17 protein-coding genes are annotated in these 22,607 nt (G+C 70.3%); 1 reads left to right on the top strand and 16 read right to left on the bottom strand.

Features of this window, described 5'->3' with window-relative positions:
* Positions 1-157 precede the first annotated feature (157 nt).
* The 16 genes from ACFZBP_RS20360 to ACFZBP_RS20285 all read right to left on the bottom strand — a co-directional run bounded on the left by ACFZBP_RS20360 (position 158) and on the right by ACFZBP_RS20285 (position 21,267).
* A complete protein-coding gene (locus ACFZBP_RS20360) occupies positions 158-1,411 on the bottom strand; it encodes an ROK family protein (RefSeq protein ID WP_391414830.1) in 1,254 nt (417 codons plus the stop codon).
* Positions 1,412-1,423: 12 nt separating this feature from the next.
* Positions 1,424-3,952, bottom strand: a complete 2,529-nt coding sequence (locus ACFZBP_RS20355) for a beta-galactosidase (RefSeq protein ID WP_391414828.1) — start codon at positions 3,950-3,952, stop codon at positions 1,424-1,426.
* The gene (locus tag ACFZBP_RS20350; RefSeq protein ID WP_391414826.1) at positions 3,949-4,884 is read right to left on the bottom strand and encodes an ABC transporter permease subunit; all 936 of its coding nucleotides are present in this window, start codon (positions 4,882-4,884) and stop codon (positions 3,949-3,951) included. The genes ACFZBP_RS20355 and ACFZBP_RS20350 overlap by 4 nt, the downstream gene beginning before the upstream one ends.
* Positions 4,884-5,792: an ABC transporter permease subunit gene (locus tag ACFZBP_RS20345; protein ID WP_391414824.1), complete on the bottom strand. Its 909-nt coding sequence runs from the start codon at positions 5,790-5,792 to the stop codon at positions 4,884-4,886. Before ACFZBP_RS20345 ends, ACFZBP_RS20350 begins: the two co-directional genes overlap by 1 nt.
* Before the next feature lie 6 nt (positions 5,793-5,798).
* The gene (locus ACFZBP_RS20340) at positions 5,799-7,082 is read right to left on the bottom strand and encodes an extracellular solute-binding protein (RefSeq protein ID WP_391414821.1); all 1,284 of its coding nucleotides are present in this window, start codon (positions 7,080-7,082) and stop codon (positions 5,799-5,801) included.
* 197 nt (positions 7,083-7,279) lie between these two features.
* A complete protein-coding gene (polX, locus tag ACFZBP_RS20335; RefSeq protein WP_391414819.1) occupies positions 7,280-9,016 on the bottom strand; it encodes a DNA polymerase/3'-5' exonuclease PolX in 1,737 nt (578 codons plus the stop codon).
* 102 nt (positions 9,017-9,118) lie between these two features.
* Positions 9,119-10,348, bottom strand: coding sequence for a DegT/DnrJ/EryC1/StrS family aminotransferase (locus ACFZBP_RS20330; RefSeq protein WP_383448995.1), 1,230 nt, complete (start codon positions 10,346-10,348; stop codon positions 9,119-9,121).
* Between the two features lie 180 nt (positions 10,349-10,528).
* Positions 10,529-11,656, bottom strand: coding sequence for a GNAT family N-acetyltransferase (locus tag ACFZBP_RS20325; protein ID WP_391414817.1), 1,128 nt, complete (start codon positions 11,654-11,656; stop codon positions 10,529-10,531).
* A gap of 170 nt (positions 11,657-11,826) precedes the next feature.
* Positions 11,827-12,612, bottom strand: coding sequence for a class I SAM-dependent methyltransferase (locus ACFZBP_RS20320; protein WP_383449192.1), 786 nt, complete (start codon positions 12,610-12,612; stop codon positions 11,827-11,829).
* A gap of 94 nt (positions 12,613-12,706) precedes the next feature.
* Entirely contained in the window at positions 12,707-13,924 is a 1,218-nt protein-coding gene (locus ACFZBP_RS20315; RefSeq protein ID WP_391414815.1) for an aminotransferase class V-fold PLP-dependent enzyme, read from the bottom strand.
* A 5-nt stretch (positions 13,925-13,929) separates the two neighbouring features.
* Positions 13,930-15,252 (bottom strand): pyridoxal-phosphate dependent enzyme, encoded by a 1,323-nt coding sequence (locus ACFZBP_RS20310; protein ID WP_391414813.1) that lies wholly within the window; start codon positions 15,250-15,252, stop codon positions 13,930-13,932.
* A complete protein-coding gene (locus tag ACFZBP_RS20305; protein WP_391414811.1) occupies positions 15,249-16,757 on the bottom strand; it encodes an alanine racemase in 1,509 nt (502 codons plus the stop codon). Before ACFZBP_RS20305 ends, ACFZBP_RS20310 begins: the two co-directional genes overlap by 4 nt.
* A gap of 170 nt (positions 16,758-16,927) precedes the next feature.
* The gene (locus ACFZBP_RS20300; protein WP_391414809.1) at positions 16,928-17,338 is read right to left on the bottom strand and encodes a VOC family protein; all 411 of its coding nucleotides are present in this window, start codon (positions 17,336-17,338) and stop codon (positions 16,928-16,930) included.
* Positions 17,339-17,435: 97 nt separating this feature from the next.
* Complete coding sequence (gene htpG, locus ACFZBP_RS20295; protein ID WP_383448983.1) at positions 17,436-19,334, bottom strand: molecular chaperone HtpG; 1,899 nt, start codon at positions 19,332-19,334, stop codon at positions 17,436-17,438.
* A gap of 95 nt (positions 19,335-19,429) precedes the next feature.
* A complete protein-coding gene (locus ACFZBP_RS20290; RefSeq protein WP_383448981.1) occupies positions 19,430-20,146 on the bottom strand; it encodes a class F sortase in 717 nt (238 codons plus the stop codon).
* A gap of 152 nt (positions 20,147-20,298) precedes the next feature.
* Entirely contained in the window at positions 20,299-21,267 is a 969-nt protein-coding gene (locus ACFZBP_RS20285; RefSeq protein ID WP_391414806.1) for a hypothetical protein, read from the bottom strand.
* A 223-nt stretch (positions 21,268-21,490) separates the two neighbouring features.
* Between ACFZBP_RS20285 and ACFZBP_RS20280 the strand changes: the two genes are divergently transcribed.
* A complete protein-coding gene (locus ACFZBP_RS20280; protein ID WP_391414804.1) occupies positions 21,491-22,597 on the top strand; it encodes an acyltransferase family protein in 1,107 nt (368 codons plus the stop codon).
* Positions 22,598-22,607: the final 10 nt, after the last annotated feature.

Raw genomic sequence — 22,607 nt, 5'->3', positions numbered from 1 at the left:
CTGTGCGGCGACATGAGCAAAGCCTGACTGTTCGGCCCGGCTCACCCCCGGCACGCTCCCCTTCCGGGCGGGCACCCAAACGGGATGAAGATCACCAACCGCCGAAGTGCGATCTCTTGCGCGACCCGGCGCGGCGGCGGGCCGTCGGGCGGGTCCGTCAGCCGACCGGCTGGGCGCTCTCGGCACCCGGCCGCGGCCGGGTCCGGGCCTGGCTGACCAGGCCGAGCCGGGCCAGGAACTGCTCCAGGGTGAAGGCCGCCATGCCCAGGCCCACGGCGTTGCCGGGCACCTCGGACACCTCGACGGTCAGGCCGGGCAGGGAACCCGGCAGCACATGACGGGGCAGTTCGTCCCGTACGGCGGGGACCAGCCACGGGGCCAGCATGCCGGGCAGCCAGCCGGTGAGCGTCACCTTCGGAACGTTGAGCACATTGACGAGGTCGCCGAGGGCGGCGGCGAGGCAGCGGCCCGTGCGCCGGACGAGTTCCCGCAGCGCCGGGTCCCCCGCGGTCAGGCCCGCGGCGACGGACGCGACGAAGTCCCGCTGCCCGGGCCGGCCCAGCGCCGGATGGGACGGGTCGATCTCGGCCAGCGTCGTCTCCAGGCCGGGAGCGCCGACGTACGCCTCCACGCACCCGCGTCGGCCGCAGCGGCACGGGCGGCCGTCCAGCATCAGCAGGGTGTGCCCCCATTCGCCGGCGTTGTTGGTGATGCCGCGGACCAGGGTGCCCTCGATGGCGATGCCCGCTCCGGCCCCGGTGCCGATGTTGACCACGGCCATGCTGTCGACGACGCGTCCGACGCCGAACCACATCTCGGACAGGATCGCCGCCTTGAGCGGATTGTCGACGTACACCGGCAACCGCAGCCGCTCGGCCAGCAGTTCCTCGATGTGGACGTCGTGCCAGTTCCAGTTCGGCGCGAAGACGGAGACCCCGGCGTCGTGGTGGACATGGCCCGGCATGCTGACGCCGACTCCGACGATCCGGTCGCGGTCGGTCCCGTCCGCCCCCAGGGCGGCCTCGATCGCGCCGACGATGCCGTCGACGACGTACGCCTGGTCGTTCTGGTGCTCGTCGAGGGGCACCTCGTGCCGGGCGAGGACGCCGAGCGCGAGGTCGTAGACCGTGGCGTCGACGTGGGTCTCGGCGACGTCGACACCGACGACGCGGCCGCGGTCCGGGTTGATCGTGAGCCGCTCGTAGGGCCGTCCCACGGCGTTGCGCTCCACGGCGGCGATGTGCAGCACGCCCTCCGCCAGGAATCCGCCGACCAGCGTCGTCACGGTGGCCTGGCTGAGGCCCGTGTGCCGGGCGAGTTCCTGGCGGGAGGACGGCCCGAGGTCGAACAGCGCGTGCAGCACCGCGAAGCGGTTCTCGCTGCGGACGTCTCGGGCCGTGTGCCGGGCCACCGGTGCTCCCCCTCAGTCGGTCGGTCCCCCCAGCCACAGCGTACGGATCTCCGGCGTCCCACGCCCCTCAATCCCCTGGGCGAGCAGGGTCAGGCCCGGCCAGTTCGGCGGCACCCAGAGGGCGTCGGGGTCACCGCCCGAGAAGTCGGGCCGTTCGCCGGCCCAGACGCGCCCCACGCACTCCCCGCCGGCCCATCCCGTCACCCGGACCTGTGTGGCGTCCAGCCGGACCAGGTGTCCGTCCGGCGAGGCCGGGAGGTCCACGTCGAGCCACGCCTCCTCCCCCGGTTTCAGCACCAGCGGCAGCCGTACCTCCTCCGTGCGGCCGGAGCCGGTGGCGAACGCGGTCAGCAACTCGTCGTCCTGCACCGCGCACGACCAGTCCCGCACGGCTTCCAGCGCGAGCAGTTCGGCGCGCAGGCCGGGACCGCTCGGATGGTGCGGCAGCGTGACCGAGACCTGGTGGGTGCCGGCGGTCAGCAGCACCAAGGGGTTCTCGGCGTGGACGGTCTCCGGCTCCGTGTCGTCCACGCTCACCCTCAGCGGTTCGACGACCCCCCGCACATACAGCGCCGACGGGGCGGACGCATGGACGGTACGGGTGTAGGTGACCGGCTCCCCGACGCGGGTACTGCTCCAGCCGCCGAGCGCCCGGGTGGGCGCGGGTGTCCCGGACCAGTGGCCGTGGACCGTCCACAGGGCCGAGACGTCCGTGGTGTCCCGGACCTTCCAGAGGGTGCCGAGACCCCGCAGGGCGCCGAGGCGGAGCGCGGGCAGACGGGCGTCGTCGAAGTTCGCGTGGCCCCAGATCTCCACGAGGGCCTCGATCGCGACCGCACCCGTCACGTCCTGGCAATCGATGCGGCGGGCCGCACCGAATCCGGCGACGGTCGGGAGCGCCCCGCCGGCGACGGTCAGGTCGACGATGTCGGCGGCTCCGGTGAGCAGCAGTTCGTCGACGGCGGTCAGGTCCGTGGTGGTCCGGTAGGTGCCGCGGCCCCGGTACACGCCGAGTGCTTCCAGGTCCGGCGGCAGTTCGTGCCGCCCGGCGGGCTGCTCGGGGGCGGCCTCGGCCCGCCGTCGCACCTCGCGCACGGCGATCGGTTCGCGGGCGCCGGCCTTCTCGGAGGCAGCCACCAGTCGAACCGTGCCCTCGGCGTCGACCGACCTCAGCCGTGCGGCCTCGGCCGACGGCAGCACCACGAGCGTGGTCCCGGCCAGCGTCTCCCGTCCGGACACCGGGATCTCGGTCCGCGTCCCGTCCAGTACGACGGTGACCGGCACGTCGGAGGAGAACACCAGCACCCCGTCCGCCCGCGCCACCAGGTCCGCCGAGGCGAGGTTCAGGGTGGCACCGTCGAGCGGCACGTCCACGGCCATCAGCGGGCACGACCCCGGAGCGACCTCGACCGGCACGCCCTCGACGACCGTCGTGCCGGGCTCACCGCCCAGATGCGGTACGGCCACCAGCCGGCCACCCCCGTCCAGCTCCAGCGCCGACGGCTGCGAGCTCGTCGGGAAGTCGCAGTCGAGTTCGGGGTACGACACCGCTGTCGCCAGGGCCAGTCGGGAACCCCAGGTCTGCACGACCCGGGCCAGCACCTGCGCCTCGGCGTACTCCGGGCGCTCCAGGCCGGTCGAGCTGACGTATCCGCCGAAGTCGTAGCCGTGGCTCATGAAGTTGCCGGGGCGCCCCCAGTTGCCGCTCGACGGGGTGTACCCGAAGTTCCAGCCGGACGACTGCAGATACGGCGCGATCAGCTTGGCGCCGCTCGCCAGCAGCCGGCGCAGCGTGCGGTGGCGCCGGTTGGTCTCGGTGACCAGCAGCGGCACGCCGCGCTTGGCGACCAGGGCCGCGTAACGGCGCACCTCGGCCTCGATGTCCGGGGAGTCGTCGTCCGGGTAGAAGTTGCAGGCCGGTACGACTCCCTCCACGTCACCCGTGGCGCCCGCGAGGTCGCCCTGTCCGGAGCAGGCGATGAGCGGCACCGTGATGCCGTGCCGAAGTGCCGTGGCCCGCAGGGCGGTCATATAGCCCGTGCGGTCCGCGCAGTCGAAGAAGTCCAGCTCGTTCTCCAACTGCACCATGATCACCGAGCCGTCCGCCCCGTACTGGCGCTCCGCCAGCAGCGGCAGCACCTGGTCGAACCACGCGGTGACCTGCTCCAGAAAGCGCGGCTCGTTCTGGCGGACCCTCAGCTCCGGGTCCAGGCCCAGCCATGCGGGCAGCGCGCCGCCGTCCCATTCGGAGCAGATGTACGGGCCCGGCCGCGCGATGACGTACAGGCCCTCGTCCCGCGCCAGGTCGAGGAAGGCGGCGACGTCCCGGCGGCCCTCGAAGGACCAGCGGCCGGGTGCCAACTCGTGGAAGTTCCAAGGGAGATAGACGTCGACGCACTCGTATCCCGAGGCCCGGACCTGTGCGAGGCGCTCGCGCCACTGCTCCCTCGGGAGACGGAAGTAGAACAGGGACGCGCACAGCAGGGTGCGGGGACGGCCGTCGATCCAGATGCCCTGGCCGTCTACGTGGATGGTGGTCACTTCACTCCCGCGCTTCCGCCGCTGATGTCCATCTCGTACAGGTACTTCTGGCCCAGGTAGTAGACGATGATCATGGGCAGGGCGAGCAGGACCGAGCCGACCATGACCAGGTTCCACGCCGGTGACTGGCCCGCCGCCGAGGTGCTGGTGATGTACTGGATGCCCAGGGACAGCGGCATCTTGGACTCGTCGTTGAGGTAGATCAGCGGGCCCATGAAGTCGCCCCAGGTGTGGGTCAGGGTGAAGATGCCGATCGCGATCAGCACCGGCCACAGCATCGGCAGCATGATCCGCCGGTAGATGCCGAAGAAACCGAGGCCGTCGACCATGGCCGCCTCGTCGAGCTGGTTGGGCAGCCGGGAGACGAACTGCCGTACCAGGAAGACGTTGAAGGCGTTGGAGAAGAAGTTCGGCACGATCAGCGGCAGATAGCTGTTCACCCAGCCCAGGTCCCGGAAGAGGATGAACTGCGGGATCATCGTGATCTGTGTCGGGATCATCATGGTGGCGATGACGATCAGGAACAGCGCGTTCTTGCCGGGGGCCCGCAGCCGGGCGAAGGCGTAGCCGACCAGTCCGCTGGAGAGCATCTGCCCGGCGACCGAACAGAGCGAGATGATCACGGAGTTGATCAGGAAGCGGCCCATCGGCAGTTCGGAGCCGAAGACCCGGGTGAAGTTCTCCCAGTGGAACTCGGTCGGGAACAGGGTGAAGGAGTTGGTGTTCACCGTCGCGTCGCTGGAGAGCGCGATGGAGCCGACGAACACCAGCGGCATGGTGAGGATCGCCGCCACGATGATCAGCGTCGCGTAGGTGAACGGGGTGGCCCGGAACGCCCGCACCGTGCCGGGGCCCGGTCCCCCTCGGGCCTTGCGCTGCGGGCCGTTTCCCTTCGTCCGCTGCGGCGCCGGGGTGGTCAGGAGGCCGGTCATCACTTCACCTCGGTTTCATAGAACACCCAGCGCCGGGCGGTGCGGAATGCGATCAGTGTGAAGACGAGGACCACGAGGAACAGCAGCCAGGAGATCGCCGAGGCGTAGCCCATGTGGTAGTTGCCGAAGGCCTCGTCGAAGAGGTACGGCACCATCGTCTCGGCCCCGTCGTAGGCCGCGCGCAGCTTGCCCTTCGGCACCAGGATGTACACCTGGGCGAAGACCTGGAAGGCGCCGATCATCCCCATGATCAGGTTGAAGAAGATGATCGGGGTCAGGTGCGGCAGCGTGATGCTCCAGAACTGCCGAACCGCGCCCGCGCCGTCGACCTCGGCCGCCTCGTACAGTTCCTTCGGGATGCCCTTCATGGCGGCGAGCAGCAGCACCGTCGCGGCGCCCGCGCTCCACGCCGACATCACGACCAGCGCGGGGATCGCCCAGTCGCCGTCGAGCAGCCAGGCCGGTCCCGAGACTCCGACCAGGCCGAGGGCGTCATTGAGGGGGCCGTTCGGGGCGAGCACCTGACGGAAGATCATCGCCGTGGCGACGAGCGGCACCAGGGTCGGCAGATAGATCAGGGTGCGCAGCAGTTTCCGGGCCCGCACCTGCTTGTTGAGCAGGTTCGCCAGCCACAGGCCGAGCACCAGACCGAGCGGGACGGAGACCGCCGCGTAGTAGAAGGTGTGCCACAGCGTCCGCCAGAACCTGGGGTCGTCCGTGAGCAGCGTGACGTAGTTCTGGAGTCCGACCCAGGTGGGTGCGGTGAACGAGTCCCAGTCGGTCATCGAGTAGTAGACCGACGCGATCATCGGCCCGAACAGGAAGACCAGGAACCCGATCACCCACGGCGAGACGAACAGATAGAACCAGAGCGCCTCTCGGCGCCGCCGCGTGGTGGTGGTCGCCATCGCCGGTCATCCCGCGGACTTGATGAGGGACTCGAGGTCCTTCTGGAGGGCGGTCAGCGCCTTCTTGGCGCTCTCCTTGCCGAGCCAGAAGTCGGCGAGACCGGAGTCGATGGCCGACATCATCTCGTTCCACTCGGGGATGAACGGCGCGCGGAAGATGAAGCCGCTGGACTCGGCGAACGCGCCCATGTTGACGTCCGACTTCATCCACGCGGGCTTGAGGAACGCCTCGCTCTGCTGCACCGCGAGGCTGGCCGGTACGTCCTCGCCGTCGTCGATGATCTGCCGCTGCGCCGCGTCGGAGGTGAGGAAGTCGATCGCCTTGAAGGCGTTGTCACGCTGCTTGCAGGTCCGGGAGATGGCGAGGCCGCTGCCGAACGCGGAGACGGCCTGCTTCTTGCCGCGCCAGATCGGCGCGATGTCCCACGCGAACTTGGCGTCCGTCAGACCGGCGGTCACCCAGAAGCCGTTGGCGTGCGTGGCGCACTTCTGCATCGGGAAGGCCTGGTCGCCGCCGACCTCGGAGCCCATGTCGGCGTAGTCGGCCTTGCTGGGCGCCACCTTGTGCTTGAAGACCAGGTCACCGGCCCACAGGAGCGCCTCGACGACCTCGTCGCTGTCGACGGCGGGGCGGCCGTTCGCGTCGATGATGGTGCCGCCGTTCTGGTACGCGAGGCTCCACCACTGCGGGAACCACTCGGCGCCGGTGTACCCCCACTGCTTGCCCGGGACGGTGAGTTCCTTGAAGGCGTCGAGCGCGTCGTCCCAGGTCCACTCGGCGGTGGGGGCCTTGATGCCCTTCTTCTCGTACAGGTCCTTGTTGTAGTACACGGTGATCGCGCCGGAGCGGTCCGGGATCGCGTACAGCTTGTCCTCGTACGTGTAGATGGAGCCGACGGGACCGAACCGCTTCTCGGTGTCGAGGCCGGCCTTCTTGGCTAGGTCGTCCAGGGGCAGGAGCTGGTTCTTGCTGGAGTAGGTGTTGACGCTCTCGGCGACCTGCATGATGTCCGGGCCGCTGCCGCCCGCGATCATCGTCTGCACCTTCTGCGCGTACGCGTCGCTGGGGATCAGCTGGAGCTTGACCTTCAGCTCCGGGTACTTCTTCACCAGCAGGTCGATGCGCTTCTGGTACGTCTTGCGGTCGGCGTCGCCGCCCCAGACGGTCATGACGAGCGGGCCGCTCGAACTGCCGCTGCCGGAACCGCACGCGGTGAGCGTCACGACGCCGGCCGCCACTCCGAGACCGAGAAACCCTCGGCGCGACATCTGGACCTTGTCTACTGGCATGGCACGACTCCTCGATGAAAAGGCGAACACGCAGGGAACAGCCCTCGGGAGCCCGGGCCCGGCTTCGAGTGACGGTTAAATTAACCCTCGTCAAATCTCGCTACAAGACCTTGATTCCTACGAATTTCAACCTGCACGACTCGCACACGAGCGGGAACGGACCGCCCTCGACGCCCTCCGGAGCCTGTCGCCGGAGGTCAGCCCTTGTCCAGGAAGTGCCGCAGCCTGGTCAGTGGCCAGGCGTTGATCACGTCGTCCTTGGTGAGCCAGCCGCGCTGGGCCGTGCCGACGCCGTAGCGCAGGTTGGCCAGGTGGACGACGGCGTGGGCGTCGCTGTCGACGGCGAACTTCACGCCGTGCCGCCGGGCCCGCAGGATGTCCTCGTCACGCAGGTCGAGCCGGTCGGGATGGGAGTTGATCTCCAGGGCGGTGCCGGTGCGGGCGCAGGCGGCGAAGACGGCGTCGAGGTCGACGTCGATGCCGGGGCGCTTGCCGAGGAGGCGGGTGGTGGGGTGGCCGATGATGTGCACGTGCGGGTTCTCGCAGGCCCGGACGAGCCGTCGGGTCAGCGCGTCGCGCCCCTGGTTGAAGTGGGAGTGCACCGAGGCCACGCACAGGTCGAAGCCGGCGAGGAACTCCGGCGGCCAGTCCACGTCGCCGTCGGGCCCGATGTTCAGCTCGGCGCCGTGCAGCAGCCGCAGACCGGCGCGCTTGCCCCGCTTGCCGTACGCCCCGTCGAGCTCGCGGACGCGTTCGCGCTGGGCCAGGATCCGTTCGTCGGTCATGCGCTGCATGGCCATGTCGGGGCCGTGGTCGGTGACCGCGTAGTAGGCGTAGCCGCGCTCGGCGGCCGCGGCGACCATCTCCTCCAGCGGGGCGAGCCCGTCGGTGAGGTCGGTGTGGGTGTGCAGATCGCCCCGGATGTCCTGCTCCTGGATCAGCTCGGGCAGCTCGCCGCGCAGCCCGGCCTCGATCTCGCCGCGGTCCTCACGCAGGGTGGGTGGGATCCAGGGCAGGCCGAGGCGGGCGTAGACCTCCTCCTCGGTCTCGGAGACGATCTTCTTGCCGGTCTCGGTGTCGAAGAGCCCGTACTCGGAGAGCTTGAGCTTCTGGTGGACGGCCATCTCCCGGGTGCGGATGTTGTGCGCCTTGGAGCCGGTGAAGTACTGCATCGCCGCGCCCCAGGAGTCCGGCGGTACGACCCGCAGGTCGACCTGAAGTCCCTTGCTGGTGCGAATCGACGTCTTCTTCGCGCCGTGCGCGATGACCTCCGCGACATACGGCAGCTCGGTGAAGGCCCGCATGACCGGCTCCGGCTTCTTCGCCGCTACGAGGATGTCGATGTCGCCGACGGTCTCGCGCACGCGGCGCAGCGAGCCGGCGTAGGAGCAGCGCTCGCAGCCGGTGACCTGCGACAACTCGGCGACGATGTCCTCGGCGAGGCTCATGGCCACGTCGATCAGGACGCGGTCGCCGGAGGACTGGAGCAGGCCGATGCCGTGCAGGATGTTCTCCTCGGTCTTCGGCCCGAAGCCCTTCAGGTCGCGCAGCCGCTCCTCGTGGATGGCGTCCGCCAGTTCCTCGGTCGTGGAGATGCCCAGCTCCTCGTAGATGACCAGGGCCTTCTTCGGGCCGAGCGTGGGGATCGCCGTCAGCTGCCGGACGCCGGCGGGGATCTTCGCGCGCAGTTCCTCGACGGCGGAGACCTTGCCGGTGGTGAAGTACTCGATGATCTTCTGGGCGGTCGACTTGCCGACGTTGGGGATCTCCTGGAGCCCCTTGACGTCGAGGGTGGAGACGTCGGCGTGATAGCCGCCGACCGACCGGGCGGCCTTCTCGTAGGTACGCGTCCTGAACGCGTCTCCTCCGGTGATGGAGATCAGGTCCGCGTACTCCTGGAGCAGGGCGGCGACCTCGTCGTTGGACCGAGCCACGGTTTCAGGGTAGGCGGGGGAGGGGGGTGCCGCGATGTGTTGTTGATCGTCTGCGGGTGCCATGTGGCTGGTCGCGCCCACTCGGCGGAGCCGCATATCGATTCAGGCCCGCGCCCCCTTGGGGGCGTGGTCGAACCGTTCTCCGTTGCGCCAGGCCGGTGGGTGGGCTGGGGTTGCGCCTTCCTTCGTCAGGGCGGCCGCGATCCTGCGGGCCGTCCACGGGTCGGCCGGCAATGTGTGGGACGCGAACCAGCGGGCCGCCTCCGGTGCGGGAGACGGTTCAGCGAACTCGGTGCCCGCATAGTCGTCGAGGGGTGGGTCGTAGATGTAACCGGTGACTATGCCGTGGTCGACCAGACGTTCCACCAGGGCATCGCGGTCGTTGACCAGCAGCGGGACCCGGAACAGGCACGGCGGGCCGTCGCCGGTGCGACCGCGCAGGGCCGGGGTGGCCCAGGTGGTGCCGGACAGCAGCGAGACGCCGGCCCTGCGTCGGGCGAGGTCGGCGTCGAGCAGGGCCAACCGCAGCTCCAACTGGCCCCGGACCAGGCTTCCGTGGCGGGAGCGGAAGCCGTGCAGGTCGACCCGTACCCAGGGCTCGTAAGCCGCCAGGCTCGGGGCGTGGCGAGCACTGTCGGTCAGGCGGGGAGCGTGCAGGGCCATGCGGAAGGCGTCGCGTTCCAGGAGGCCGAGGCGCTGCATGGTGCGCCAGACGGGGCGCACCAGGCGGAGGTTGCGGACGGTGGAGCGGGCCAGGGGGCGGAGTGTGGTGGCGAGGTCGTCGCGGAGGCGGCGTGGGGTGAGCAGGTCGTCGCGCAGCAGCTCCAGCTCGCGCCGGGTTCGTGCGTCGTCGACGGCGAGGAAGCCGCCGGCCATGGCGGCGACATGCTTGGACAGGCTGAAGGCGGCGGCCTTCCCGAAGGTGCCGATCGGCTGTCCGTCCACGTGGGTGCCGATGGCGTGCGCCGCGTCCTCGATGAGCGGGATCCCCAACTGGTCGCACCGGCGGCGCAGTTGGGCCACCCGGTCGGGCAGGCCGTACAGGTTCGTGGTCAGCACAGCGTCCACGTCGCGCCAGGTGGACTCGGGTACGGCGGCCGGGTCGATGTTGCCGTCCCAGGGGGAGACGGGGGCCTGGACGGGGCGCAGGCCGGCCGCGAGGACGACGAAGAGGATCACGTCGTCGTTCACCGGGGACATCAGGACCCGTGCGCCGGGCCGGCACCAGCGGCGCAGCGCCAGGTACAGGGCCAGTCGGGCCGAGGGCGTGTAGACGCATTCGCGTCCGATGCGCCGTGTCATCATCGCGGCGAGCCGCGATCCGTACGGCATGGTCACCTCTTCCGTGGAAGGGTCCGACGAAGGGTCGCCCGGGCGGGCTGTGTGCGCGTTCGCGAACGTCGTTCGAGGACGCCGCTCGGGGTGACGGGGACCGCGAGGGGTCATCGCGGCACGGCACCGAGGCGCGGGAAGAACGGACAGAACCGCGAGGGCGGGCAGAGGCAGCCCCGTTCAGCGGGCGCGGGCTCCTGCTTCGCCCGAGCGGGCCAGGCCGGAGGTGCGCAGGGTGCCGACGGTCTTCAGCAGCCGGTCGGCGGGCTCGCGCAGCCTCGGGTGGGCCAGGACGGTGTTTCTCAGGCCGCGCACCGGTCTGCGCCACAGCCGGTGCGCCGCCGCCACCGGGTGCGGGCGTATCGCGAACCCCTCGGCCACCCGCAGCTCACGGGTCTTGAGCCAGTCCTTGTACTCCTTCTCGCCGCGCCCCATGTCCATGAGCGTCACACCGTCCCGGCCGGCGGCGTCGGCCAGCCGTAAATGCATCATCAGTCCGGGCGAGTAGTAGCCGAAGGCGGGGTCGTACGCGGTGAACCAGGCCGCGAACACCGTGCGCGACCTCGGCCCGAAGTGCGCGGCGACCGGCCGGTCCCCGGCGTAGACCACGGACAGGATGCCGGTGAAGTGCTCCTCGCGGACCTGGAACAGATCGTCCACCAGGTCGACGATCCACGGCTTGGAGAACCGGTCCATCCGCCCCGTCCTGCGGTACTGGGCGGACTTCCAGCGCATCAGCGTGCGCAGCATGCGCGGATCGCGCTCGTCGTACACGAACCGCACCTCGCCCACGTCACGGCCGAGGCGCCGCTCCTTCTTCAGGGTCGTCTTGGCCTGCCCCGGGTAGGTGGCGCGCAGCCACTCGGCGTAGCTGCCGTCGCCGGGCTTCAGGTCTAGCACGGGAGAGGCGAACGTCCCCGTGACGTACGGGCCGAAGGGCTTCTGCTCCTCGACGAGGTGGTCGAACTCGAACACGGACAGTCCGCAGGCCCGCAGCAGTTCCCGGGTGTTCCAGGTGACGCCCGGCCGGTGCACCAGGGCCTGGCAGTCGGAGAGACCGAGGCCGATGGCCCGGCCGACGCCGAGCGGGCCCCGCTCGTACGGGAGGAAGCCGACGGCCTCTCCGTTCTCGTGCAGGACCGCCACCTGCGCGCCGCGGCGGTGTCTGCCGACCCCGGTCGCGAACTCCGGCGCGAGGAAGGGGTTGGCGTAGTCGGGCGACTCGTCCATGGCCCGGTGCCACGCCCGGCGCAGCGACTCGTCCAGCTCCTCGGGTCTGTGGATCGTGATGGCGTGCGTGGATCGCATGGCGACGCTCCCCCCAAAAGTCCCCCAAGAGACGCTTTTTGGGCGCCTCGCCACTGATTCCCCCATGTCGAACTTTGTGGCGAGCTCAAACGTCGCGAAACAGCACGCACACTGTCAAGGTGGATGATGAATCCTTTAGCTGTGCTTGGTAACGCGCGGTCCCGGTCCGGTCAGCGGATCGCGACGAGGACGTGACTGTCGCCGTACTGCCAGACGGCGCCGACGTGCCTGAATCCCGCCTGCCGCAGGAGCCGTTCGTGCGCGGACACGGACAGGCAGGGGGCGCCGCCGGTACCTGCGCTCGGGCCGCCGCCGGTGACCGCCGCCTGCCGGCGCAGGCGCTCCGCGAGCAGGTCGGTCAGCTCCGGGTCCTGTGCGACGGCCGCCCACCAGGACGCCCAGTCCTCGTGCGCCAGGGCCTGAGCTCGTTCGGCGTGCCGACGGCCGACGCACCCGGCCAGTCCGGCGAGCGCGGAGTCCTCGGGCGGGAAGTGGTCGCCGTTGACGAGGACGCCCCCGGGACGCAGCAGGTCCGCGAGCTGCCGGTAGGTGCGGTGCAGGGCGTCCGGGTCCAGGTAGTGCAGTGCCGTCGTCGACACGGCGGCGTCCAGGGGGCCGTCGAGGCCGAGGGCGTGGGTCCAGTCCCGTGCGCCGATCACCACGTCGACGTAGCGGGCCGCGTCCGCGTGATGGGTGCGGGCCAGCTCCAGCAGCAGCGGGTCCATGTCCACGGCCACGATGTCGGCGTGCGGCAGCCTGCGGGCGAGGCGGGCCGCCAGGGAGCCGGGGCCGCAGCCGAGGTCGACGACCGACGGCCGGCCCGGGACGCCGGCCACGGACTGTTCCACCACATCGGCGATCACCGTGAAACGCTCCTCGCGGTCGACGGCGTACCGCTGCTGCTGGCGCTCCCAGCGCTCCACCCATCGCTCCGCCGTCGCCAGGCTCAGCCCCATCCCGTCGTGCACCTCGCCGTTCCGCACCTGTCCGCACCGTCTGCGCCAGACCCTACAGGTGGAAACGGTTCCCATTCCCTCCAATGGCGGTACGTCACCCGAGCGTGGCGAGGACCTCCAGCAGTCGGTCGATCTCCTCAGCGGTGTTGTGGACGTGCAGGCTCACCCGCACCGAGCCGGTCCGCTCCCCCGCACCGCCCTGGCAGTGCTGGTCGGAGCGGACCATGAAGCCGTGGCTGAACAGGATGAAGCCGAGGTCCCCGGAGTCGACGGCTTGGTGGCGGAAGGTGACGATGCCCTGACGTCGCTGCACGGACGAGTCGGCAGCCAGGCTCTTCTGGCAGCCGAGGATCTCGTACGCGTCGAGGTGGCGCAGGCCCTCGGTGAGCCGGGCCGCCAGGGCGAGGGTCCATCGCTCGATCCGGTCGGTGCCGGCGGTGTCCAGCCAGTCCAGGGCGGCGGTCAGGGAGGCGATGCCGACCGTGTTGGGGGTGCCCGACCAGCCGCCCGGCGCGAAGTGCGGTCCGCGTGACTGCCGGGCCCAGAGGGCGCCCGTGCCGGGCAGTGCCATGGCCTTGTGCCCGGAGAAGACCACGAAGTCGACGTCGAGGTCGGCGACGGACACGGGGAGATGACCGACGCTCTGGGCGGCGTCCAGACAGATCACCGCGTCCGGACCGACCGCCCGGCGGATGCGATGGACGTTCATGTTGCCGCCGTACACGTGGTGGACGTGGCTGACGGCGACGAGGCGGGTGCGTGGGCCGGCGAGTTCCGCGAGCGCGGTGTGGTCGTAGTCGCCGGACGACCGCTGGTACGGCATCGGCCGTACGCGGATGTGGACGCCCCGCGCCGCCAGGTGCCGTTGGGCCTCCAGCCAGGGAGCGATGTTGGCCTCGTGGTCGGCGACGGGGACGACGATCTCGTCCCCGTCGGCGAGGAGCCCCGGCAGCCAGTCGCGGGCGACGGTGCGCAGGCCCTCGGTGGTGCCGCTCGTGAAGTGGACGGTCGAGCGGTCGGGAGCGGGATCGCCGATGAACCGTTTCACCCGGTCGCGGGCCTGCTCGACCAGGTCCGTGGTGCGGTTGGCCCAGGGGTAGGTGCCGCGGCCTGCGTTGGCGTTGGTGGTGGTGAGGTAGGTGTGGACGGCGTCGAGCACGGCCTGCGGTTTCTGGGCGGTGGCTGCGCTGTCCAGATAGGCCAGTTCCGGGTGGGCGGTGATGATCGGGAACTGGGCGCGCAGGGCCTGCTGCCACTCCCCCAACTCCTCGATCACGACCGCCTCTTGGGCGTCGGTTCCGGGTGTGGTCATGGGCGTCAGTCCCGTACGAGGGGTGCGCCCGCGTCACGCCAGGCGATGATGCCGCCGGTCAGGCTGCGGACGTCCGGGTGCCCCATCCGGGTCAGCAGGGCGGCGTGCCGGGCGGACTTCTCGCCGACCGGGCAGGCCAGCAGGACCGGGCGGCTACGGCTGAACGGCAGTCCGCCGTGGAGGAGTTCCTCGAAGAGCTCGTCGACGATGTTGATCGAGCCGTCGATGTGCAGCGCGGCGTAGGCGTGGGGGCCGCGCAGATCGACGACGAGCGGTGCCCCGGTGGCGATCCACGCCTGGGCGTCGGCGACGCCGATGGCCGGAGCCGTGCGGATCTCGGCGGGTGTCAGGTCGGCCGGGGAGTTCCGGCGACGCGGGCGGCCGAAGAGGTCGGGGCGCCGGCGGCGGACGTAGCTCAGATAGCTCTCGACGCGGTCGCAGACGATGAAGACCGCCGCCTGCCGTTCCGTCACCTCATCGTCGACAGGCCGCAGTTGGCGTATCGCACCGAAGAACGCGGCGCCTCCCGTGGGCCCGGCGAGGATGCCGCAGCGGCGGTTGAGGGTCAGCATCCCCTCGATCGCCTCGTCCGCGGTGACCGTGTCGATGCTGTCGTAGGTACCGGGGTCGAACAGGCCCACCTCGTGCGCCTCGTCGATGGTGCGGATGCCGGGGATGAAGTCGGACTTCGCCGCGACCAGGCCGACGACCCGTACGGCGGGGTCGTGTTCGCGCAGGGCGCGGGCGACGCCCGTGGACGAGCCGGCGGTGCCCACGCAGGCGATGAACCAGTCCGGGGCGCGGCCGTTCAGATCCTTGACGATCTCCGGGCCGGTGCCGGTGAAGTGGGCTTCGGTGTTGCGCGGGTTGAAGTACTGGTCGGTGTGCAGATACGTGCTGTCGGGTGCGGAGAGGGTGCGGTGGAAGAGGGTGAGCGGGTCGTCGGTGGCGGTCGGGTCCAGGCACTCGCTCTGGCCGGGCAGTTCCTCTATCTCCGCGCCGAGCAACAGCAGCAGGTCCTTGATCTCCGGGATACGCATCCGGTTGGTGACGCTCTTGAAGGCCAGGCCGTGCATGCCCGCGAGGACGGCGAGGGCCTTGGCGGTGTTGCCGCTCGACAGCTCGACGACCTGGCCGCCCCGCTCGGGTACGGCGGCCTCCAGATGCGGGCGGGCCATGTTCCAGGCGGCGCGGTCCTTGACCGATCCGAAGGGGTTGAGCAGCTCCAGCTTGGCGTACAGGTCGATGTTCCGCAGGCCGTGCACGGCCGGGTCGATGCGCACCAGCGGTGTGTTGCCGATGGCCTCGGTGATGCTGTCGTACCTCACTGCGCTCCCCCCACGGGTGTGGTTGGCCAGTACTGGTCGTCCAGGCACCAGCGCCAGGTGTCGCCCTCCTGCCAGGCGGCGACCTTGCGCGCGACGGGCTGGTGCTGGGCACGGGTGGCGTGGAAGTCCATGCAGTATCCGGCCGTGTTGGCGAAGGCCAACAGGTCGCCGGGTGCGGGGCGGCGGGGCAGGAAGACCGTGCGGCGCGTGATCAGGTCGGACTCCAGGCAGCGGCTGCCGAAGAGGTACGCGCCGACCGGTTCGGTGGCGGGGCCCGCGCCCGCGTCGGAACCGGCCCCGGGAGCGGCCGGGGGTCCGTCCCCGTCCCGGGGGACCAGGACGGGGTCCATGAGCACCCCGTGTTCCTCCAGCGCCACGTCGTCGGCCTTCGCCGCGAGCCGTACGAGGAGGGGGCCGCCGGCGTCCTGGTCGCGTACCTCCAGCACCTTCGTCAGGGTGAGTCCGCACTGGTCGAGCAGGGCCCGGCCGGGTTCGGTGTGCAGGTCGTAGAGGTGGTCGAGGAGCAGGGCGGCCAGCGGGCTGCCGCCGTGTGAGGCGGCCGGGTGCGCGAGCAGCTCGTCGAGGTAGCGGGCGCCGGCGACCGGGCGGTGCGCGGGGTAGAGGCCGAGCGCGCCGCGCAGGGTGCCGGCCTCGTTGCGCAGTCCGTAGCCGTGGCCGCCGTAGGTCAGCGGTGGGCGGGTGCCCAGGACGGCTTCGGTGAGCCCGGTGGTGTACCGCTCCCATTGGCCGCCGTCGGCCAGGTAGTCGACGCCGAAGCCGCCGCCGATGTCGACGGCCCGGGGCCTGAGCCCTCGGCTGCGGCACTCCTCCAGCACCCGCAGGCAGCCCTCCAGCGCCGTGGCCTTCTCGGCGAGGCTGGTCGTGTCCAGGTGGTACGCGACACCGACCAGGTCGACGACGTCGCCGTGCCGCTCGACGGACTCCAGGAGGGGCTCCAGCTCCCTTACCGCGGTGCCGAATCGGCTGCGGCGGCTGAGCACGCGTACGCCGGACGTCTCGAACCCTGACAGCCGGAGCAGGACGCGGGTCCTGGGCAGGGCGTGTTTGCGTACCAGTGTGGCGAGTTGCTCCAGCTCGTCTCGCGTGTCGAGGCTGACGGTGACGGATGTGCGGGCCGCCAGCCACAGGAACTCGGGGTTCTTCGGCCCCGTCGCCGTGATCCGGTCCGGGGTGAGGCCCGCCCCGAGGGCGTGCTGCAACTCGCCCAGCGAGGCGACGTCCACGCCGGCGTCCGTGGCGGCGAGCCGTCGCAGCAGGGCGCTGGAGCGGTTGGCCTTGTGGGCGAGGAACACCTGGCCGGAGAGGTGGTGGGCGCCGTAGACGGTGCGGAACTGCTGGAGGTTGTCGGCGAGTTGGTCGGGGACGACCACGTTCAGCGGGGACCCCAGGGCTTCGGTGAGCGTGTGCAGCAGGACCGGCGAGTTCAGCAACGAGCGCAGCCGCGACTCCAGCCGCGGTTCGAGATACAAGGGCTGCCCGCCCATGCCCGGCCCCTCCCCAGCGCCTCGGGCCCGGCGCTCCGGGCGCCGGCGACCACTCCCCGCGGTTTGCCGTATAACTCCTTTCCCTGCCCTTCGGTGCTTTACGCCCTGTTGCCACCCCCGTGGGCGATCAGGTCAGCGGACGGCCGGAACCCGTCGGGGAGGACCCGCGCTCAGGCGGCCTCGCCGGCGATGTTGACCATCCAGGTGATGCCGAAGCGGTCCGTGCACATGCCGAAGACGTCGCCCCACATCTGCTTCTCCAGCGGCACCGTCACCGAGGCGCCCTCGGACAGCTTCTCCCAGTAGCCGCGCAGCTCGGTGTCGTCGTCGCCGCTCAGACTCACCGCGATGTTGTTGCCGGGCCGGTGGTCGTCCGTCGGGGTGTCGGCGCCCATCAGGGTGAGGCCGCCGGGGGACTCCAGCATGCCGTGCATGACCTTGTCGGCCATCGGGGTGTCCTGCTGGCCGAAGTCGCCGTAGGTGTTGAGCACCAGGGTGCCGCCGAAGACGTCCTTGTAGAACTCCATCGCCTGCCGGGCGTCACCGGCGAAGGTGATGTACGGGTTGAGACGCGAGGCCATGAATCCTCCAGGGATGGGGCCGAGAGCCGACTCCAAGGAAGGTAGCGCGGGCCACTGACAACGGCCCGCGCTCACGACCACATGGGCTACAGCGCCGCTACAGGGTGCGCTCCAGACGGTCCGCGACCAGCTTCACGAACCGCGCGGGGTCCTTCGGCTGGCCGCCCTCGGCGAGCACCGCCAGGGTGTGCAGGAGTTCGGCGGACTCGGCGAGCTCCGCGCGGTCCTCGCTCGCCTCGTACGCCTGGTGCAGGCCCTTGACCAGCGGGTGGCCGGGGTTGAGCTCCAGGATCCGCTTGGTGCGGGGCACCTCCTGGCCCATGGCCCGGTACATGTTCTCCAGGGCCGGGGTCAGGTCGTGCGCGTCGGAGACGACACAGGCGGGCGAGACGGTGAGCCGGGCCGAGAGGCGGACCTCCTTGATGTCCTCGTCCAGCTGCTCGCCCATCCAGCCGAGCAGACCGGCGTACTCCTCGGCCTGCTTCTCCCGCTCCTCGTCGGCCTTCTCGTCGCCCTTGCCGTCCAGGTCGATCTCGCCCTTGGCGATGGAGCGCAGCTTCTTGCCCTCGTACTCGCCCACGGCGTCGACCCACACCTCGTCGACGCCGTCGGTGAGCAGCAGCACCTCGATGCCCTTGGCCCGGAACGCCTCCATGTGCGGGGAGTTCTCGATGCTCTGCCGGGACTCGCCGGTGATGTAGTAGATGTCGTCCTGGCCGTCCTTCATCCGCTCCACGTAGCGCGCGAGCGTGGTCGGCTCGTCGTCGGTGTGCGTGGTCGCGAACGACGCGACGGCGAGGATCGCCTCGCGGTTCTCGGTGTCGGTGAGCAGGCCCTCCTTGAGCACGGTGCCGAACTCCCGCCAGAAGGTGGCGTAGCGGTCGGCGTCCTTGGTCATGAGGTCCTTGACCGTGGACAGGACCTTCTTGGTCAGCCGGCGCTGCATCATCCGGATGTGGCGGTCCTGCTGGAGGATCTCGCGGGAGACGTTCAGCGAGAGGTCCTGCGCGTCGACGACGCCCTTGACGAAGCGGAGGTAGGGCGGGAGCAGGGCCTCGCAGTCGTCCATGATGAAGACGCGCTTCACATAGAGCTGGACGCCGCGCTTGAAGTCGCGGGTGAACAGGTCGTGCGGGGCGTGCGCGGGGACGAAGAGCAGGGCCTGGTACTCGAAGGTGCCCTCGGCCTGGAGCCGGATCGTCTCCAGCGGCTCGCGCCAGTCGTGGCTGATGTGCTTGTACAGCTCGTGGTACTCGTCGTCGGACACCTCGTCGCGCGAGCGGGCCCACAGCGCCTTCATCGAGTTCAGCGTCTCGGGCTCGGGCGTGCTGTCGCCGTCGGCCTGCTCCGGGACCATCCGGATCGGCCAGGTGATGAAGTCCGAGTACCGCTTGACGATCTCCCTGATCTTCCACGGCGAGGTGAAGTCGTGGAGCTGGTTCTCGGGGTCGGCGGGCTTGAGGTGGAGCGTGACCGAGGTGCCCTGGGGCGCGTCGGCGACGGTCTCCAGGGTGTACGTGGCCTCGCCGCGCGACGTCCAGCGGGTGCCCTGGCTCTCGCCGGCCCGACGGGTCACCAGCGTCATCTCGTCCGCCGCCATGAAGCCGGAGTAGAAGCCGACGCCGAACTGGCCGATGAGCCCTTCGGCACCGGCCTCGTCCTGGGCCTCGCGCAGCTCCTTGAGGAACGTTGCGGTGCCCGAGTTGGCGATGGTGCCGATGAGCCGGCCGACCTCGTCGTACGACATCCCGATGCCGTTGTCCCGCACCGTGAGGGTGCGGGCCTCCTTGTCGACGTCGATCTCGATGTGGAGGTCCGACACGTCGGCGTCGAGGGAGTCGTCCCGCAGCTTCTCCAGACGCAGCTTGTCGAGCGCGTCGGAGGCGTTGGAGACGAGTTCCCGCAGGAACACCTCCTTGTTCGAGTAGACCGAGTGGATCATCAGCTGGAGCAGCTGACGGGCCTCTACCTGGAACTCAAACGTCTCGGTCGGCATGGTTCGCGACTACCTCACATCAGTCACCGGAACGGGGGTCTCAGTCACTGTAAGACACGAGGTCAGCGCGGTGTGCCGCGATGGGGGAGAAGGGTTCAGACGAGGTGGGCGAAGACCACCAGGTTCGCGGTGTAGTCCTTGACCTGCCGGTCGTAGTCCCCGGCGCAGGTGATCAGGCGGACCTGGGCGCGGGGGGTGTCGCGGTACACGCGGTCGCTGGGGAAGCTGTCCTTGTCGAAGGTCTCGGTGTCGTCGACCACGAAGGACGCCTTGCGGCCGTCGGCGCGCAGCACCTGGAAGCGGTCGCCCTTGCGCAGCTCGCGCAGGCTCGCGAAGACCGCGGCGGACGTCGTCGTGTCGACGTGCCCGGCGATGATCGAGGTGCCCGTCTCCCCCGGCGAGGCGCCCTTGGCGTACCAGCCGACGAGGTTGGTGTCGTGGGCCGGCGGGGGTTCGAGCTGGCCGGTGCTGCCGATGGCGAGGTCGGTGAAGGGGGCGTCGACGGAGATCTTGGGGATGAGCAGCCGGACCGGCCGGGACCGCGGCAGGTGCTTGCCGACGGGTCGCGAGGCCTGCGAGGAGGACTTGCCCGCACGGGGGACGTGCGACTCGATCGCCGGGGCGGCGTGCGGCGCGCCGCGGCCGTCGGGTGCCTCGTCGTGGCCGCCGGGCAGGGTCACCACCAGGAACACGGCGGCAACGGTGCTCCAGAGCAGCCCTCCCGCCACGCGCCTTATCCGCCGTGAGCGCGCGGAGGGGGTCTCGGCACGGGCCGGGTCGTGGTCGGGGGACGAGGGACAGCCGGCGGCCATCGGGCACCACCTCACTCGGGCACTGCGGGGAACACGGCAATGGGCTAAACGGGATGAAAGTAGAGCATTCCGGCAACGGGGTGGACGAACGGGGCCGCCGCGACGCGCGGCGCACGTGCGGCGGCCACGGCCGCTATGAGGGAGGGCATGGGTCAGGCCGCGGATCCGCCGGCCTTCTTGCGACGCATCGCGTACCAGCCGGCGCCCGCGACGCCCAGCATGGCGAGCCCACCGCCGGTGACACCCGGGTTGGCGAGGCCACCGCCGCCGGTGTGCATACCGCCGCGCGGCCCGTCGTGGTCACCGCCGCCCCACGAGTCGTTGTCGTGGTCGCCCTTCCACGAGTCGTCGTCTTCCTTCCACGAGCCCCCGTCGTCCTTGCTGCGGTAGCTGTCCGGGTCGTGCTTGGGGTCCTTGTCGCCGCCCCAGTCGCCACCGTTGTTCACGAGGGCCAGCGCGCCGCCGCCGGTGTGCATACCGCCACTCGGCTTCTCGTGCTTGCCCTCCTTGCCGTAGTCGCTGTCCTTGTCGTGCTTGCTGCCCTTGTCGTAGTCGCTGTCCTCGTCGTACTTGCCGCCCTTGTCGTGCTCCTCGTCCTTGGAGCCGCTCCAGTCGTCGTCCTTGTCCGTCAGGAGAGTCAGCGCGCCGCCGCCGGTGTGCATACCGCCACTCGGCTTCTCGTGCTTGCCCTCCTTGCCGTAGTCGCTGTCCTTGTCGTGCTTGCTGCCCTTGTCGTAGTCGCTGTCCTTGTCGTGCTTGCTGCCCTTGTCGTAGTCGCTGTCCTCGTCGTACTTGCTGCCCTTGTCGTGCTCCTCGTCCTTGGAGCCGCTCCAGTCGTCCTCGTCGGTGACGACAGTGAGCGCTCCGCCACCCGTGTGCATACCGCCACTGGGCTCGTCGTGCTTGCTCTCCTTGTCGTGATCCTTGCTGTAGGACTTGTCGTGGTCCTTGCTGTAGGACGAGTCCTCGTGGTCCTTGCTGTGGGACGAGTCCTCCTTGTCCTTGCTGTGGGACGAGTCCTCGTGGTCCCAGTCACCCGTCGTCATGGCGTACGCTGCGGGCGCGATCGCCAGTGCGGCCGTGGCCGTCGCGGTGGCGAGCAGCATGCGGACAGAGCGCATAGTGAGTCCTTCCGTCACGGCCTGGGCGGCTGACGCTTCATCACCACTGGGACCAGGCCTGACGTGATCCACCGTCAGCCATTCCTCCCGGTCGCACCATTCGGAGCGATCACACGGGTTACGACCACACCCCTATGGCCCTGTGGCGGACGCGTCCGCGCAGGTGGGACGCCGTGTCCTGCCGGGGAGGTTTGCCTCGTCCACAAGTGGTGAGACGCGTGGGATGCCGAAGCCCACCGTCACAGCCGTGGACACCGCTCCCACCCCCGCAACCCCGCCGCGACCTGCGGCTTCGAAGGAACGGGACGCCTTCTTCGACAACGCCAAGTACGCGGCGATCGTGCTGGTGGCGGTCGGCCATGCGTGGGAACCGCTGCGCGACGGCAGCCGGACCGTGGACGCGTTGTACATGCTCGTGTACGCCTTCCACATGCCGGCGTTCATCGTGATCTCCGGCTACTTCTCCCGTGGCTTCGACGGCCGCCCGCGGCAGCTCAGACGCCTGGTGACGGGCCTCGTCGTCCCGTATGTCGTCTTCGAGACGGCGTACACCCTGTTCACCAGATGGACCGATCAGGAGCCGGACCGCCCGGTCAGCCTGCTCGACCCGCTGTATCTGACCTGGTTCCTCGCGGCCCTGTTCCTGTGGCGGCTGACCACGCCGCTGTGGCGGCGGGTGCGCCTGCCGCTGCCCCTCGCGCTCGCCATGGCGATGCTGGCCACCCTGTCGCCGTCCATCGGCGACGACCTCGATCTCCAGCGCGCCCTGCAGTTCCTGCCGTACTTCGTGCTGGGGCTGCTCCTGAAGCCGGAGCACTTTTGGATGGTCCGGCGCCGTGCGGTGCGGATCGCCGCGGTGCCCGTGTTCGCGGGCGCGTTCGTGGTGGCGTACTGGGCGGTGCCGCGCATGACGGGCAGCTGGTTCTACCACCGGGACAGCGCCCAGGAGCTGGGGGCGCCCGCGTGGTACGGGGCCGTGATGACGCCGGTGCTGTTCGCCTGTTCTCTGGTCCTGGTGGCCTGCTTCCTCGCCTGGGTGCCGGGGCGGCGGCTGTGGTGCACGGTGCTGGGGACGGGCACGCTGTACGGCTATCTGCTGCACGGTTTCGTCGCGCAGGGCTCGAAGTACTTCGGCTGGTACGACGCCGCCTGGGTACAGCGGCCGCTCGGCGCGGTCGTCGTCACTGCCGTGGCGGCCGTGGTCGTGACGCTGCTGTGCACGCCGCCCGTCCGGCGGATGCTGCGCGCTGCGGTGGAGCCGGACCTGCGGTGGCTGTTCCGGCGGGAGGCGGCGGAACCGGCGGGCGACCGAGCCGTCGCACGCGGGTGACCGCCCCCGA

Origin of the sequence: Streptomyces sp. NPDC008086 (assembly GCF_042957325.1) — a bacterium.
Taxonomy (GTDB): domain Bacteria; phylum Actinomycetota; class Actinomycetes; order Streptomycetales; family Streptomycetaceae; genus Streptomyces.
Note: the sequence above shows the minus strand (reverse complement) of the source record. Positions and strands in the feature narration are given on the sequence as shown.